At 71.1% G+C, this 16,292-nt stretch carries 14 protein-coding genes; 13 read left to right on the top strand and 1 reads right to left on the bottom strand.

All coding sequences use genetic code 11. The features are described from left to right. Positions 1 to 6: 6 nt before the first annotated feature. Entirely contained in the window at positions 7 to 1,056 is a 1,050-nt protein-coding gene (locus ACFTXQ_RS17005) for a rod shape-determining protein (RefSeq protein WP_382641444.1), read from the bottom strand. Positions 1,057 to 1,173: 117 nt separating this feature from the next. On the opposite strand from ACFTXQ_RS17005, the gene ACFTXQ_RS17000 reads away from it, so the two are divergent. The 13 genes from ACFTXQ_RS17000 to ACFTXQ_RS16940 form a co-directional block, all read left to right on the top strand. After that, complete coding sequence (locus tag ACFTXQ_RS17000; RefSeq protein WP_382641442.1) at positions 1,174 to 2,685, top strand: bifunctional folylpolyglutamate synthase/dihydrofolate synthase; 1,512 nt, start codon at positions 1,174 to 1,176, stop codon at positions 2,683 to 2,685. A gap of 3 nt (positions 2,686 to 2,688) precedes the next feature. After that, a complete protein-coding gene (locus ACFTXQ_RS16995) occupies positions 2,689 to 3,057 on the top strand; it encodes a DUF4233 domain-containing protein (protein WP_382641440.1) in 369 nt (122 codons plus the stop codon). A gap of 64 nt (positions 3,058 to 3,121) precedes the next feature. Then, entirely contained in the window at positions 3,122 to 3,532 is a 411-nt protein-coding gene (gene ndk, locus ACFTXQ_RS16990) for a nucleoside-diphosphate kinase (RefSeq protein ID WP_382641438.1), read from the top strand. A 319-nt stretch (positions 3,533 to 3,851) separates the two neighbouring features. Further along, positions 3,852 to 4,871: a rod shape-determining protein gene (locus ACFTXQ_RS16985; RefSeq protein ID WP_008738981.1), complete on the top strand. Its 1,020-nt coding sequence runs from the start codon at positions 3,852 to 3,854 to the stop codon at positions 4,869 to 4,871. A gap of 131 nt (positions 4,872 to 5,002) precedes the next feature. Beyond that, positions 5,003 to 5,944: a rod shape-determining protein MreC gene (mreC, locus tag ACFTXQ_RS16980; protein ID WP_382641436.1), complete on the top strand. Its 942-nt coding sequence runs from the start codon at positions 5,003 to 5,005 to the stop codon at positions 5,942 to 5,944. 13 nt (positions 5,945 to 5,957) lie between these two features. After that, the gene (gene mreD / locus ACFTXQ_RS16975) at positions 5,958 to 6,665 is read left to right on the top strand and encodes a rod shape-determining protein MreD (protein ID WP_382641434.1); all 708 of its coding nucleotides are present in this window, start codon (positions 5,958 to 5,960) and stop codon (positions 6,663 to 6,665) included. 12 nt (positions 6,666 to 6,677) lie between these two features. Further along, positions 6,678 to 8,858 (top strand): penicillin-binding protein 2, encoded by a 2,181-nt coding sequence (mrdA, locus tag ACFTXQ_RS16970; protein WP_382641432.1) that lies wholly within the window; start codon positions 6,678 to 6,680, stop codon positions 8,856 to 8,858. A gap of 14 nt (positions 8,859 to 8,872) precedes the next feature. After that, entirely contained in the window at positions 8,873 to 10,072 is a 1,200-nt protein-coding gene (gene rodA, locus ACFTXQ_RS16965; protein ID WP_382641430.1) for a rod shape-determining protein RodA, read from the top strand. 49 nt (positions 10,073 to 10,121) lie between these two features. Beyond that, a complete protein-coding gene (locus ACFTXQ_RS16960; protein WP_382641428.1) occupies positions 10,122 to 11,642 on the top strand; it encodes a CHAD domain-containing protein in 1,521 nt (506 codons plus the stop codon). A gap of 75 nt (positions 11,643 to 11,717) precedes the next feature. Further along, on the top strand, positions 11,718 to 13,640 hold the full coding sequence (locus ACFTXQ_RS16955) for a TIGR03960 family B12-binding radical SAM protein (protein ID WP_382641426.1): 1,923 nt from the start codon (positions 11,718 to 11,720) through the stop codon (positions 13,638 to 13,640). A 62-nt stretch (positions 13,641 to 13,702) separates the two neighbouring features. After that, complete coding sequence (locus tag ACFTXQ_RS16950; RefSeq protein ID WP_382641425.1) at positions 13,703 to 14,767, top strand: hypothetical protein; 1,065 nt, start codon at positions 13,703 to 13,705, stop codon at positions 14,765 to 14,767. 111 nt (positions 14,768 to 14,878) lie between these two features. After that, positions 14,879 to 15,658 carry a TIGR03936 family radical SAM-associated protein gene (locus ACFTXQ_RS16945; RefSeq protein WP_382641423.1) on the top strand — a complete coding sequence of 260 codons (780 nt, stop codon included), beginning with the start codon at positions 14,879 to 14,881 and terminating at the stop codon, positions 15,656 to 15,658. A gap of 236 nt (positions 15,659 to 15,894) precedes the next feature. After that, the coding region (locus ACFTXQ_RS16940) for a hypothetical protein (protein ID WP_382641421.1) at positions 15,895 to 16,292 on the top strand (398 nt) is incomplete at its 3' end.

The raw sequence follows: 16,292 nt of genomic DNA, 5'->3' as shown, positions 1-16,292 counted from the left end.
GGCTCCCTAGGCCTTGGCCGGGACCAGCAGGCCGTTCAGCGTGTCCAGGTCCTCCACGCAGCGGCCCGAGCCGAGGGCCACGCAGTCCAGGGGGTTGTCGGCGACGAACACCGGAATGCCGGTCGAGGAGGCCATGCGCAGGTCCAGGCCCGGCAGCAGCGCTCCGCCGCCGGTCAGGACGATGCCGTGTTCCATCACGTCGCCGGAGAGCTCCGGAGGGCACTCCTCCAGGGTGGTGCGGACCGCCGCGATGATCGTCTCGACGGGCTCGTCGAGCGCGGCCCGTACGTCGGAGGCGCTCAGCGACAGCGTCTTCGGCATGCCGCCGACCTTCTCGCGGCCGCGCACGGTGACGGTGCGGGTCTCCAGCTCGGGCAGGTCCGGCACCGGCCAGGCCGAGCCGATGGCCACCTTCACGTCCTCGGCGGTGCGCTCGCCGATGAGCAGGGCGTGCTCCTTGCGGACGTAGTCCATGATCGCCGCGTCGAGCCGGTCCCCGCCGACGCGAAGGGACTGGGAGGTCACGATGCCGCCCAGGGAGATCACCGCCACCTCGGTGGTGCCGCCGCCGATGTCCACGACCATCGAGCCGCGGGGTTCGGCCACCGGCAGCCCGGCCCCGATCGCCGCGGCCATCGGCTCCTCGATCAGGTGCACGGCCCTGGCCCCGGCCCGGGTGGAGGCGTGGACGATGGCCCGCCGCTCGACCTGCGTGACCCCCGAGGGCACGCAGATCACCATCCGGGTGCGGGGGCGCCGGCCGGGGACCGCCTTGCGCACGAAGTGCCGGATCATCTCCTCGGCGGCCTCGTAGTCGCAGATCACGCCGTCCTTGAGGGGGCGGATCGCGGTGATGGAGCCGGGGGTGCGCCCGATGGTCTCCTTGGCCTCGGTCCCGACGGCCAGCGCGGTGGTGGTGCCCGCCTTCACGGCGACGACCGACGGCTCGTTCAGGACGATCCCGTGCCCCCGTGCGTAGACGAGGGTGTTGGCGGTCCCCAGGTCTATCCCTATGTCGCGGCTGGTCGCTGTCTTGTTCATGCTGGCCTGCGGCATTTATTCCCCTATCTCCTGCCCGCAAGGCTTGCATAACGATCTGGTCGCCCCGCCCGCCGAAAGTCCCGAAACGCCCGGGTCGAAAGTCCCGCGGGTCCTCGTCCGTAGACTGGGCGTGTGAGTGAGCAGCAGCCCGAGAGCGACGACCGCTTCGACGAGTTCGACCAGATCGTGGCGGAGGAATCCGACCGCGACCCCGACCTGGCGGTGATCGAGGCCGGCAGCCGCACCCTGCGCGCGCAGGCCGGGCCGCCGCAGGGCGACCCGGTACCCGCCGCGCCCCTCGACCCGGAGGTGGCGAAGGCGCTGCTGGAGGTCGAGCAGGAGCTCGCCACCCGTTGGGGCGAGACCAAGCTGGAGCCGTCCGTGTCGCGGATCGCGGCCCTGATGGACGTGCTGGGCGAGCCGCAGCGCGCGTACCCCTCCATCCACGTCACCGGCACCAACGGCAAGACCAGCACGGCCCGCATGATCGAGTCCCTGCTGAACGCCTTCGAGCTGCGCACCGGCCGCTACACCAGCCCGCACGTGCAGTCGGTCACCGAGCGGATCAGCCTCGACGGGGCGCCGATCAGCGCCGAGCGGTTCGTCGAGACGTACCACGACATCAAGCCGTACGTGGAGATGGTCGACGCCGCCGAGGAGTACCGGCTGTCGTTCTTCGAGGTCCTCACCGCAATGGCCTACGCGGCCTTCGCGGACGCCCCGGTCGACGCGGCCGTGGTCGAGGTCGGCATGGGCGGCACCTGGGACGCGACCAACGTCATCGACGGCTCGGTCGCGGTGATCACCCCGATCAGCCTGGACCACACGGACCGGCTCGGCTCCACGCCCGGCGAGATCGCCCTGGAGAAGGGCGGCATCATCAAGCAGGACGCGACCGTCATCCTGGCGCAGCAGCCGGTGGACGCCGCCCAGGCGCTGCTGAAGAAGGCCGTCGAGGTGGACGCGACCGTGGCCCGCGAGGGCATGGAGTTCGGCGTGGTCGCCCGCGAGGTCGCGGTCGGCGGACAGCAGCTGACGCTGCGGGGCATGGGCGGGGAGTACGACGGCATCTTCCTGCCGCTCTACGGCGCCCACATGGCGCACAACGCGGCGGTCGCGCTGGCGGCGGTCGAGGCCTTCTTCGGGATCGGCCAGGAGGGTGCGCGCGTCCTGGACCTGGAGACCGTACGGCGGGCCTTCGCCTCGGTGACCTCGCCGGGCCGCATGGAGGTCGTGCGGCGCAGCCCGACGGTGGTCCTGGACGCGGCGCACAACCCGGCGGGCGCGGCGGTCACCGCGGAGGCGGTCACCGAATCCTTCGGCTTCAGCCGGCTGATCGGGGTCGTGGCGGCGAGCGAGGGCAAGGACGTCCGCGGGGTGCTGGAGGCCTTCGAGCCGATCTTCGCGGAGGTGGTGGTGACGGAGAACTCCAGCCACCGGTCGATGGGCGCCGACGAGCTGGCGGCCGTCGCGGTCGAGGTCTTCGGACCGGACCGGGTCCAGGTGGAGCCGCGGCTGGACGACGCCCTGGAGGCGGCGATCACCCTGGCGGAGGAAGAGGCCGAGTACGGAGGGGCCGGGGTCCTGGTGACCGGTTCCGTGATCACGGTGGGCGAGGCCCGCCTGCTGCTGAAGAGGGGCTGAGGGATGCGCACGCTGTGTGCGAGCACGCTGATCGGCGAGTTCTTCGTGATCGGCTTCGCGGGCCTGGTGGCCATGAAGAACCCGGACCTGACCCAGACGGAGGTCTGGGCGGTCTGCGGGATCACGATGCTGCTGTCCGTGCTGCTGTGCGGGATGCTCTCGCGCCCCGGGGCGGTCCAGCTGGGCTGGGCCCTGCAGATCGGCCTGATCGCGAGCGGGTTCGTCGTCCCGACGATGTTCTTCCTCGGTGCCGTCTTCGCCGCGCTGTGGTGGTGCTCGGTGCACTACGGCCGCAAGATCGACACGATCAAGGCCCGCTGGGCGGCCGCGCAGGAGGCGCAGCCCGTGCCCACGGCGCCTGACGCTGCGTGACGGGTCACCGGAACAGCCCTGTAGATTCGTCCTACCGCACCCGTATGCCGCAAGGAGCCGCAACATGACCCAGCGCACCCTCGTCATCCTCAAGCCCGACGCCGTCCGGCGCGGCCTGGTCGGCGAGATCATCGGCCGTATCGAGCGGAAGGCCGGCTGGACCATCCCCGCGCTGGAGCTGCGCACGCTGGACCAGGAGACCCTGGAGACGCACTACGGCGAGCACAAGGGCAAGCCGTTCTACGAGCCCCTCATGGGCTTCATGGCCAGTGGTCCCGTCGTCGTCCTCGTGGTCGAAGGGGAACGCGCCATCGAGGGTGTCCGCCAGCTGGCCGGACCCACTGACCCGATTGCCGCGGCGCCGGGCTCCATCCGGGGCGACTTCGGCACCGTCACCCGGGAGAACCTGATCCACGCCTCGGATTCCGAGGAGTCCGCGGAGCGCGAGCTGAAGCTGTTCTTCCCCGCTCTCTGAGCCCTTCCGGGACACGCTTCGGGCACGCTTTCCCTGACGCGACATCAGCCATATAGCGCTCACGACCTGGGGCGACCGAAGTAATTTCGGTCGCCCCTTGGTATTTCCGGCCACGAGCGGGAACGCCTGGGCAGGACACGACGTCACCACTAAGGGGGCGGGTATCCGTTCCGGCGGGATTGCCGGAGTCCCGTCGCGCGGTGGCCGTACTCACGGCACTACGATGGGGCCTCCACCCACACACCCACCTCGCCGACCTGACAGCAGCCGCTATCAACTGGAAGGCCAGACGCTCCTCATGGGGAACAAGGGGAACAACATGTCGTTCATCGGCCGTGACATGGCGATCGACCTCGGGACCGCCAACACGCTGGTGTACGTGAGGGGCCGGGGAATCGTTCTGAACGAACCGTCCGTGGTCGCCATCAACACGAACACCGGTGGCATCCTGGCAGTCGGCTCCGAGGCGAAGAAGATGATCGGGCGCACGCCCGGCAACATCGTCGCCGTACGGCCCCTCAAGGACGGCGTGATCGCCGACTTCGAGATCACCGAGCGCATGCTCCGGTACTTCATCCTCAAGATCCACAAGCGTCGCTACCTGGCGCGCCCGCGCGTCGTGGTCTGCGTGCCCTCCGGCATCACCGGAGTGGAGCGCCGCGCCGTCATCGAGGCGTCCACGCAGGCCGGCGCCCGCCAGGTGCACATCATCGAGGAGCCCATGGCCGCGGCCATCGGCTCGGGCCTGCCCGTCCACGAGGCCACCGGCAACATGGTCGTGGACATCGGCGGCGGCACCACCGAGGTCGCCGTCATCTCCCTCGGCGGAATCGTCACGGCGCAGTCCATCCGGGTGGCCGGCGACGAGCTCGACAACGCGATCATCCAGCACATCAAGAAGGAGTACTCGCTCCTCCTCGGTGAGCGGACCGCCGAACAGATCAAGATCACCATCGGGTCGGCGTACGACCTCGACAAGGACGAGCACACCGAGATCCGCGGCCGCGACCTGGTCTCCGGACTGCCCAAGACGGTCGTCATCTCGGCCGCCGAGGTGCGCAAGGCCATCGAGGAGCCCGTCAACGCCATCGTCGACGCGGTCAAGACCACGCTCGACAAGTGCCCGCCGGAGCTCTCCGGCGACATCATGGACCGCGGCATCGTGCTGACCGGCGGCGGCGCCCTGCTGCGCGGCCTCGACGAGCGGCTGCGCCGCGAGACGGGCATGCCGATCCACATCGCCGAGGACCCGCTCGACTCCGTGGCGCTCGGCTCCGGCAAGTGCGTGGAGGAGTTCGAGGCGCTCCAGCAGGTCCTCGACGCCCAGCCCCGGCGCTGACCGGCGTACATCCCCTCCATCCGGAGGACAACGCACAAGGATCCGCCGTACGGGTGCTGCCGGGCCCGTACGGCGGATCGTTGATATACAGGCAAAAGAGAATTCCGACGAGGAAGGCACGGCCGCCGCACGTGAGGGACACACGAGAAAGCCGGCTGCTCCTGGTGCTTCTGATCGCCATCGCGTTCGCGTTGATCACGGTGGACATCAGGGCGGGCGAGGAGTCGCCGGTCGACGGTGCCCGACAGGCCGCCGCCGCGGTCTTCGGGCCGGTCGAGAAGGGCGTGTCGACCGCGGTCGACCCGGTCGCCAACGCCATAGGGGCGGTACGGGATTCCGGCGAGCGTCACAACCGCATCGCCACCCTGGAGCGCGAGAACGCGGCCCTGAAGGCCAAGCTGGGCAGCGACTCGCAGACCCAGAGCCGCATCCACGAGCTCGACGAGATGCTCAAGCGGGCCGGCGCGGGACAGTACGGCATCAAGGGCGCCGAGGTCATCGCCATAGGAGCGGCCCAGGGCTTCTCCTGGACCGTGACCATCGACGCCGGCAGCAAGGACGGCATCGAGCGCGACATGACCGTCCTCAACGGCGACGGACTCGTCGGCCGGGTCTCCACGGTCGGCCCCGACACCGCCACCGTGGTCCTCGCCAACGACCCCGACTTCACCGTCGGCACCCGCCTGGAGAAGACCGGCGAACTCGGCTTCGCCACCGGCCAGGGCGACCGCGCCCTGTCCGTCCAGATGCTCAACGGCAAGGCCAAGGTCAGCCCCGGCGACCGCCTCGTCACCTTCGGCTCGCGCGGCAACAAGCCCTTCGTGCCGGGCGTCCCGATCGGCGAGGTCGTCAAGGTCGAGCCCTCGCGCGGCGACCTGACCCGTACCGTCTGGGTGCGCCCGTTCGTCGGCTTCTCGCGCCTGGACATCGTCGGCGTCGTGGTGATGCCGCCGCGCGAGGACCCGCGCGACGCCGTCCTGCCGCCCAAGCCCGAGGCCCCCAAGCCCATCCCGACGGTCACCGTCACGGTCACCCCTTCCGCCAGCGTGCCCGCCAAGCCGGAAGACGAGTAGGAGCAGACCGACCATGCCCTTCAACCGGATCCTGCTCTCGGCCACGCTCGTCGTGGTCGCCCTCGTCACCCAGGTCACCGTCCTGGGCCGGCTCCAACTGCCCGGCGCCGTCCCCGACCTGCTGCTGCTCACCGTCGTCGCCCTCGCACTCGTGTACGGGGCGGTCAGCGGCTGCCTGATCGGTTTCGCCGCCGGACTGCTCGCCGACCTGGCCCCGCCCGCCGACCACGCCGCCGGGCGGTACGCGCTCGTCCTGTGCGTCATCGGCTACGTGGCCGGGCTGGTCCGCCCCGACAACGGACGGTTCCGCTCCGCCTGGGGCCCCATGCTCACCGTCGTCGCCGCGGCGATCGGCTCCACGCTGCTCTACGCGGGCGTCGGCGCCCTCGTCGGCGACACCGCCGCCCGCCACGTGGGCCTGCTCGGGCTGCTGTTCACCGCGACGCTCTACGACCTGCTGCTGGCGCCGTTCACCGTGCCGTTCATCATGGCCCTGGCCCGGCGCGCCGAGAACGACCCGATGGCCGTCGAGGCCGGCGGCGGCCCCGCCAACAAGCCCGCCGACGTCTCCTCCGGCTGGCTCGCCGGCGGCACGGGCCTGCGCATCGGCAGCCAGCGCGGCGGCCTGCGCCTGAAGACCGCCCGCTCCCGCGCCAACAAGGCCGGCCGCATAAAGGGCGTCAAGGCCGTCAAGGGTGTGAAGAGCATCAAAAAGCTGTAGGGAGGAGCGGGCGTGACCAACATTCCGGAGACCGGCCGCACCTCCCGGGTGCAGATCCGGCTCATCATGATCCAGGTACTCGTCTTCTCGATGTTCATCACCCTCGGCGGCCGCCTCTGGTACCTCCAGATCCGCAACGGCGAGGAGTACTACCACGAGGCGCGGAGCAACCACGTCCAGCGGGTCGTCCAGCCCGCCGTGCGCGGATCGGTCCTCGACGCCCGCGGGGTCCCGCTCGCCGACAACGAGACCCGCCTGGTCGTCTCCGCCAGCCGCACCGCGCTGATGAAGATGAAGGACAGAGGCAAGGGAGTCATGACCCGCCTCGCCGACGTCCTGGACATGACCCCCAAGGAGGTCATGGAGAAGGTCCGCCTCTGCGACTCCCAGACGCCCGCCCCCTGCTGGAACGGTTCCCCCTACCAGCCGATCCCGATCACCCTCGAAGCCACCACGCAGCAGGCGCTGCAGCTGCGCGAACGCCCGGAGGACTTCCCGGGCATCACCGCGGAGCCCACCGCCGTCCGCCGCTACCCGGCCCCCGGCGGCGCCCGCACCGCCCAGGTGCTCGGCTACCTCTCGCCGGTCACCGACGAGGAGATCCAGAAGGCCAAGGACACCGACTCGCCGCACCTGCGGTCCGACCAGGTCGGCCGCTCCGGACTCGAACGCACCTACGACAAGCAGTTGCGCGGCAAGGCGGAGGTCACCTCCTACGAGGTCGACAACCTCGGCCGGGTCATGCACCAGACCAAGTCCGACCCGGGCGTGCCCGGCTCCACCCTCGTCACCAGCCTCGACGCCCGGGTCCAGGCCGTCGCCGAGTACGAGCTCCAGCAGGCGATGAAGACCGTCCGCCAGGAGACCGACAACATCACCGGCCGCAAGTACGAGGCCGACTCCGGTGCCGTCGTCGTCATGGAGGCGAAGACCGGCCGCATCGTCGCGATGGCCTCCCAGCCCGACTACGACCCCAACGCCTGGGTCGGCGGCATCTCCGGCAAGGACTACGCCGCACTCACCAGCAAGAACTCCAACTACCCGCTGCTCAACCGGGCCATCCAGGGCCAGGCCCCCGCGGGCTCCATCTTCAAGGTGGTCTCCGCGAGCGCGGCCGTCCGGGCCGGCTACGCCTTCGACGACAAGTACAACTGCAGCGCCTCCTACGACATGGGCGGCCGCAGCTTCGCGAACTTCGAGTCCAAGGGCCACGGACCCATCACCCTCGGCGAGGCCCTCAAGTTCTCCTGCAACACCGTCTTCTACGCCCTCGGGCACAAGGAATGGAAGCGCGACGGCGGCCTCAGCCCCAGGAAGGACGCCCACGACTGGTTCTACCGGACCGCCCGCGAGTTCGGACTCGGCGCCGAGACCCACATCGACCTGCCGAACGAGGTCAGCGGCCGCATCCCCGACCGCCAGTGGAAGCAGCGCTTCTGGAAGGCCAACAAGAACGCCTGGTGCAAGCAGGGCAAGAAGGGCGGCACCTACGTCGAGCAGATCGCCTACGAGAGCTGCCTAGAGGGCAACCAGCTGAAGGCCTACGACAGCATCAACTTCGCCATCGGCCAGGGCGACGTCCTCGTCACCCCCATCCAGATGGCCACCGCCTACTCCGCCATCAGCAACGGGGGCACCCTCTACGACCCCACCGTCGGCAAGGCCGTGATCAGCCCCGACGGCAAGCGCATCGAGATGATCAAGCCGCAGTCCCACGGCAGGCTGCCGATCGACGCCCAGACCATCAGCGACATCGACGGCGGCCTGCGCATGGTCGTCGAGCCCGGGGGCACCGCCGCCTGGCGGTTCATGGGCTGGCCGATGGACAAGATCCCGATGCACGCCAAGACCGGTACCGCCCAGGTCTACGGGAAGCAGACCACCTCCTGGCTGGCGACCTACACCAAGGACTTCACGATCGTCATGACGATCTCCCAGGGCGGCACCGGCTCCGGTGCCTCCGGCCCCGCCGTCCGCAACCTCTACAACGCCATCTACGGCCTCGACATGGAAGGCAAGCAGGACCTGAAGAAGGCCCTGCTGCTCAAGCCCGAGGCGACCCTGCCCAGGATCCGCCCCGACGGCTCCATCGACTCCCCCGAGATCCGGCCGTACGTACCGCCGTCCCCGGAGCAGCCGGAGCCGCCCGCGCTCGCCGGGCCGCCCGCCGCGCGTCCCCCGCAGCACGACTGAGGACCGAAACAGACATGCAGACCGCCAACAAGTTCTCCGTCTCCCGGTACGCGCCCGAGCGCGGGGCGATGGCCAGGCTGACCGCCCGCGACTCGGTCGTGCGCCGGCTCGACTGGCCGATACTCCTCTCCTCGCTGGCCCTGTCCCTCATCGGCTCCCTGCTGGTGTGGTCGGCGACCCGCAACCGGACCTCCCTGAACCAGGGCGACCCGTACTACTTCCTCGCCCGGCACGCCCTGAACACCGGCATCGGCCTCGTGCTGATGATCGGCACCATCTGGCTCGGCCACCGCACCCTGCGCGGCGCGGTGCCGGTCCTCTACGGGATCTCGCTGCTGCTGATCATCGCGGTGCTCACCCCGCTCGGCGCCACCATCAACGGCGCCCACGCGTGGATCGTCATCGGCGGCGGATTCTCCCTCCAGCCCTCCGAGTTCGTGAAGATCACGATCATCCTGGTCATGGCGATGCTGCTGGCCACCCGCGTGGACGCGGGCGACCTCACCCACCCCGACCACCGCACGGTCGTCAAGGCGCTGTGCCTGGCGGCCGCCCCGATGGGCATCGTCATGCTGATGCCCGACCTGGGCTCCGTCATGGTCATGGTCGTGATCGTCCTCGGCGTGCTGCTCGCCTCCGGCGCCTCCAACCGCTGGGTGCTCGGCCTGATCGGCTCGGGCGCGGGCGGGGCCATCCTGGTCTGGCAGCTCGGCGTCCTCGACGAGTACCAGATCAACCGCTTCGCGGCATTCGCCAACCCCGAACTCGACCCCGCCGGCGTCGGCTACAACACCAACCAGGCGCGCATCGCGATCGGCTCCGGCGGACTGACCGGCTCCGGGCTCTTCAAGGGCTCCCAGACCACCGGCCAGTTCGTGCCGGAGCAGCAGACCGACTTCGTCTTCACGGTGGCGGGGGAGGAACTGGGCTTCGTCGGAGCCGGACTGATCCTCCTGCTGCTGGGCGTCATCCTGTGGCGGGCCTGCATGATCGCCCGCGAGACCACCGAGCTGTACGGGACGATCGTGTGCGCCGGGATCATCGCCTGGTTCGCCTTCCAGTCCTTCGAGAACATCGGGATGACCCTCGGGATCATGCCGGTGGCCGGACTCCCGCTGCCCTTCGTCTCGTACGGCGGCTCCTCGATGTTCGCGGTGTGGGTGGCCATCGGGCTGTTGCAGTCGATCAAGGTGCAACGGCCCTTGTCGGCCTAATCCGCCGTTCACCCTGCCGACGTGATCCGTTCGGGACTAAGTTCGGTCTATGGCGGACACGAAGCGCGAAATCGAGCGGAAATTCGAGTTCTCTGAGGCCACACTCTCCCGGCGCGGCGTGCCGGACCTGACGGGCACGGCCGCGATCGCGGCCGTCTCCGACCAGGGCACCGTCGACCTCGACGCCGTCTACTACGACACCCCCGACCAACGGCTCGCCGCCGACGGCCTCACCCTGCGGCGCAGAACAGGCGGCGCGGACGCCGGCTGGCACCTGAAACTGCCCGTCTCCCCGGGCGTGCGCGACGAGATCGCGGCCGCGCTCAGCGACACCGTGCCGCCCTCACTGGCCGCCCTCGTCCGCTCCCGGGTCCGCGGCACCGGGCTCGAACCCCAGGTCAGGCTCATCTCCTCGCGCCGGGTCAGCCACCTCCTCGACGCCGAAGGGGCCCTGCTCGCCGAACTGTCCACCGACGCGGTCCGGGCCGAGCGCGGCAACGACACCGCCGCCTGGACCGAGGTCGAGGTGGAACTGGCCGACGGCGTCGACCCCGCCCTGCTCGAAGAGGTCGAGAAGACCTTCCGCAAGGCCGGACTGCGGGTCTCCGACGCCCCCTCGAAACTCGCCCGCGCCCTGGCCGAAACCGGCACCGCGCCCCCGCCCCGGCCCGCGCCCGACCCCGGGGACGGCACGGCGGGCGCGTACGTCCTGGCGTACCTGCGCGAACAGCGCGACGCCCTGGTCGCCCTGGACCCGGCCGTGCGCCGCGGCCTGCCCGACTCCGTCCACCAGATGCGCGTGGCCGGCCGCCGCCTGCGCAGCGCCTTCAAGACCTACCGCAAGGTGCTGGACCGCGCCGTCACCGACCCCATCGGCGAGGAACTGAAACTGCTCGCCGCCGAACTCGGCGTCGACCGCGACCAGGAAGTCCTGCTGGAGCGCATCCAGACCCGCCTCGGCGAACTGCCGCGCACCCTGCTCCTCGGCCCGGTCCGCGGCCGGCTGCGCACCTGGAACGCCATCCGCCGCTCCGGATCCCGGCGCCGCGCCCTCGCCGTCCTGGACAGCCCCCGCCACCTCGCCCTCCTTGACTCCCTCGACGCCCTCCTGGCGAACCCGCCCCTGCGCGCCGCCGCCGCCCGCCCCGCGCGCACCGTCCTGCCCAAGGCGGTCCTGCGCGACTGTGAACGCCTCGCCGGCCGGGTCGCCGACGCACTGGACCTCACCCCCGGCGAGGAACGCGACCTCGCCCTGCACGAAGCCCGCAAAGCGGCCAAACGCGCCCGCTACGCGGCGGAGGCGGCCGTCCCCGCCCTCGGAAAGCCGGCGAAACGCCTGGCCAAGGCGATGAAGTCGGTCCAGAGCCTGCTCGGCGACCACCAGGACAGCGTGGTCGCCCGCGAAGCCCTGCGCGGCCTCGCCGTCCAGGCGACGGGCGCGGGGGAGTCGGCCTTCACCTGGGGCGTGCTCTACGCCCGCGAGGAAGCCCTGGCCGAGCGGCGCGAACGGGAACTCCCGGACGTCTGGGCCGAAGCCTCCGCCCCCGCCCTGCGGGCCGCCCTCGGATGATCATGCGGGAGGGGGCGGCCGAGCCTCGGGGTACGCTTGAGAGTCGCCCCCTGCCCGCTTCACGAAAGTCGCGTGATGTCCGAGTCGGTCTTCCCACAGCTCGAAGCTCTGCTCCCGCATGTGCAGAAGCCCATCCAGTACGTCGGCGGTGAGCTCAACTCCACCGTCAAGCCCTGGGAGAGCGCGGACGTCCGCTGGGCGCTCATGTACCCGGACGCGTACGAGGTGGGGCTGCCCAACCAGGGCGTCATGATCCTCTACGAGGTGCTGAACGAGCGCGAGGGCGTGCTCGCGGAGCGCACGTACTCGGTGTGGCCGGACCTCGAGGCGCTCATGCGCGAGCACAAGGTCCCGCAGTTCACCGTGGACAGCCACCGCCCCGTCTCGGCCTTCGACGTGTTCGGCCTGTCCTTCTCCACCGAGCTGGGCTACACCAACATGCTCACGGCCCTGGACCTGGCGGGCATCCCGCTGGAGTCCAAGGACCGTACGGTCGACCACCCGATCGTCCTCGCGGGCGGCCACGCGGCCTTCAACCCGGAGCCGATCGCGGACTTCATCGACGCGGCCGTCATCGGCGACGGCGAGCAGGCCGTCCTCGACATGACCGAGATCATCCGCGCCTGGAAGGCGGAGGGCCGGCCGGGCGGCCGCGAGGAGATCCTCCTGCGCCTGGCCAAGACGGGCAACATCTACGTCCCGGGCTTCTACGACGTCGAGTACCTGCCCGACGGCCGCATCGGCCGCGTCGTCCCGAACCGCTCCGGCGTGCCGTGGCGCGTGTCCAAGCACACCGTCATGGACCTCGACGAGTGGCCGTACCCGAAGCAGCCCCTGGTCCCGCTCGCCGAGACCGTCCACGAGCGCATGTCCGTGGAGATCTTCCGCGGCTGCACCCGTGGCTGCCGTTTCTGCCAGGCCGGCATGATCACGCGCCCCGTGCGGGAGCGAAGCATCACCGGCATCGGCGAGATGGTGGAGCGCGGCCTCAAGGCCACGGGCTTCGAAGAGGTCGGCCTCCTGTCGCTCTCGTCGGCGGACCACACCGAGATCGCCGACATCGCCAAGGGCCTCGCAGACCGCTACACGGACGACAAGATCGGCCTCTCCCTCCCCTCCACCCGCGTGGACGCCTTCAACGTGGACCTGGCCAACGAGCTGACCCGCAACGGGCGCCGCTCCGGCCTCACGTTCGCCCCCGAGGGCGGCTCCGAGCGCATGCGCAAGGTCATCAACAAGATGGTCTCGGAAGAGGACCTGATCCGTACGGTCGCGACGGCCTACGGCAACGGCTGGCGCCAGGTGAAGCTGTACTTCATGTGCGGCCTGCCGACCGAGACCGACGAGGACGTCCTCCAGATCGGCGACATGGCGGTCAACGTCATCGCCAAGGGCCGCGAGGTCTCCGGCCAGAACGACATCCGCTGCACGGTGTCGATCGGCGGATTCGTCCCGAAGCCGCACACCCCCTTCCAGTGGGCGCCGCAGCTCTCGGCCGAGGAGACGGACGCCCGCCTGGGCAAGCTCCGCGACAAGATCCGCGGCGACAAGAAGTACGGCCGCTCCATCGGCTTCCGCTACCACGACGGCAAGCCGGGCATCGTCGAGGGCCTCCTCTCGCGCGGCGACCGCCGCATCGGCGACGTCATCCGCGCCGTCTACGAGGACGGCGGCCGCTTCGACGGCTGGCGCGAGCACTTCTCGTACGACCGCTGGATGCAGGCGGCCGAGAAGACGCTGCCCGCCTACGGCGTGGACGTGGCCTGGTACACGACCCGCGAGCGCACCTACGAGGAAGTCCTGCCCTGGGACCACCTGGACTCCGGCCTCGACAAGGACTGGCTCTGGGAGGACTGGCAGGACGCCCTCGACGAGACCGAGGTCGAGGACTGCCGCTGGACCCCGTGCTTCGATTGTGGCGTCTGTCCTCAGATGCAGACCGAGATCCAGATCGGTCCCACCGGCAAGAAGCTCCTTCCGCTGTCGGTCGTGAAGTAACCCTTGGGTCACGAGAGGCCCCCGCCCGCAACGGGTGGGGGCCTTTCGCGTGTCCTAGGGGCATGGAACCCGACAAGCGGCCTACCGGTGACAGCGGCGAAGGGTGCCTGGTGGGCGTCATCAGGATCCCCGTGAAGGTCGTCGCCGTGGGCGTCGTGCTGCCCGTACGAGTGGTCTGGGAACTGCTCGTCGGCCTGGGGCGGGCCGCCCGCCGGCACGTTCTCGGGCCGCTGTACGTCCACGTCGTCGAGCCGGCGCTCCGAGCGCTGGGGTGGGTGCTGACCGCCCTGCTCAAGCTCGTGTTCGTCTGGCCGTGGGTCGGGCTGTGGCGGTACGTCCTCGTGCCGGTCGGGCGGGGGGTGGCGTGGCTGGGGCGTGGCGCGTACGCGTATCTGCTCGCGCCGGCCGGACGGATCCTGGGCACCTACGTGTTCCGGCCCCTGTGGGAGGCGCTGGCGTGGGTCGGCCGGGGCGGGCTGCGGTACCTGTTCGCCCCGCTGGCCAAGGGCGTCACGTGGGTCCTGTGGGCCCTCGGCATGGCGCTGTTCGTCTGGCCGTGGGTCGCGCTCGGGCGGTACGTGCTCGTGCCCGTCGGACGCGGGATCCGCCGGTACGTGCTCACCCCGGTCGGGCTGGGCCTCGTATGGCTGGGGGTCGCGCTGTTCCGGTACGTGCTGCGGCCCGTCGGGCTGGGCCTCGTATGGCTGGCGGTCGCGCTGTTCCGGTACGTGCTGCGGCCCGTCGGGCTCGGCGTCGCGTGGGTGGCGGCGGGGGTGTACCGGTACGTGCTCACCCCGGTCGGGCAGGTGCTCCGGTGGGCCTGGCACGTGGCCGGGCTGATCCTCGGGGTGCTCTGGCGCGGGGCCAAGTGGGTCGGGTGGGCCGTGGTCGGGTGGCCCGCCTCGCGGGTCCACCGGTACGTGCTGACCCCCGCCGGGCACCTCCTGCGGGAGGTGTGGCGGACCGCGCGGTCCGCGATGCGCGAGGCGCGGGCCTCCGTGCGGCAGGCGCTGTTCGGTGCTCCTCCCCGGGAACCGGCGAGGTCACGGGCGCGTACTCTGGGTAGTACGACAGCCGCCGACGCGGCACCCGCCGACGAGATCTCCCTGCCCCAACGACAGGGGTGAGCCGGGGCGGGTCGAGAAGACCTCAGGGCGACGCGCGAGCCGCGGAGCCCCGCACAAGGAGAAGAACCACTGGGCAAGCGACAGCCCGAAGGCCCGCCTCCCGCACCGGTGGTGCAGCGCATCCGACTGCGCTACACCAAGCGCGGCCGCCTCCGGTTCACCAGCCACCGCGACTTCCAGCGCGCCTTCGAGCGGGCCCTGCGCCGCGCCGAGGTGCCGATGGCGTACTCGGCCGGCTTCACCCCGCACCCCCGCGTCTCGTACGCGAACGCCGCCCCGACGGGGACCGGCAGCGAGGCCGAGTACCTGGAGATCGGCCTCGCCGAGGCCCGCGACCCCGAGAAGCTGCGCGAGCTGCTCGACGAGTCGATGCCGGCCGGCCTCGACATCGTCGACGCCGTCGAGGCCCGCACCTCGGGCCTGGCGGACCGGCTGACCGCCTCCGTGTGGGAGCTGCGCCTGGACGGCGTGGAGCCCGCCGAGGCCGAGCGGGCCGTGGCGGCCTTCCTCGCCGCCGAGACGGTCGAAGTACAGCGCCGGACCAAGAACGGCATGCGGACCTTCGACACCCGTGGTGCCGTCGTCACCCTCGAGGCACTTCCGGCTCCGGCTGATAGGCCTCTGGACAATGCCTGTGCGATACTGCGCCTGGTTGTTCGGCATCTGACACCTGCCGTGCGACCCGACGACGTCCTGTCCGGTCTCCGAGCTGTGGCCGACCTGGCGCCGCCGGTCCCCTCAGCGGTGACCAGGCTGGCGCAGGGGCTCTTCGACGAGGAGTCCGGCACGGTGACCGACCCGCTCGCGCCCGACCGCGAGGCTGTCACGGCCGCCCCACCCACGGCCGCCGTAGCCGCCGACGCGAAGGCGCCGGAAGGTCCCGCCGCGTAGGGATCGTCGTCGTCGCGCCGCCCTGGCACTCGGGAGCCACCTGGGTCGGGCAGCGCACAGACCTGAAGACTTCCGCCAGGCCGTACGGACTTTTGCGTACGGAACCGGCGGCCATGGACTACAGCTCCCGTGTGGCGAACGCGCCCCGGAGGCCGGCTCCGCGCTCATTACGCGGAGCCGTGCCGGACCGGAAGTCAGCCGCGGCGCCCGGGGGCGTGACGGGAGAACCGCCCGCAATGCCCAACAACGAAAACGGCACCACCGCCGACAACAACAGCCCGAGCGACAACCTGCCTCCGCGCAGGCGTCGCCGCGCCGCTTCCCGGCCCGCCGGGCCGCCCGGCGCCACCGCCGCCGAGGCCGCTGCGGTGACCGAGGCCGCCCCGGCCGCACCCGTGGAGGAGGCCGCCCCGGCCGCCGCCCCCGCTCGTACCCGCCGCCGTGCGACCCGCGCCGTGGCCGCTCCCGAGGCCGCCGCCGCGGAGGCCGTGGTCGTCGAGGCCGCTGCCGCTGCCGCCACCGCCGCGCCCGCCGTCGCCGAGGAGCCCGCCGCTCCGGCCCCGCGGACCCGCCGCCGTGCGACCCGCGCCGTCGCCGCCCCGGAGGTCCGATGCCGGGCGTGCGCCACCCAACC

The sequence above is a fragment of the Streptomyces sp. NPDC057010 genome, from assembly GCF_042673805.1.
In the GTDB taxonomy this organism is placed as follows: Bacteria; Actinomycetota; Actinomycetes; order Streptomycetales; family Streptomycetaceae; genus Streptomyces.
Note: the sequence above shows the minus strand (reverse complement) of the source record. Positions and strands in the feature narration are given on the sequence as shown.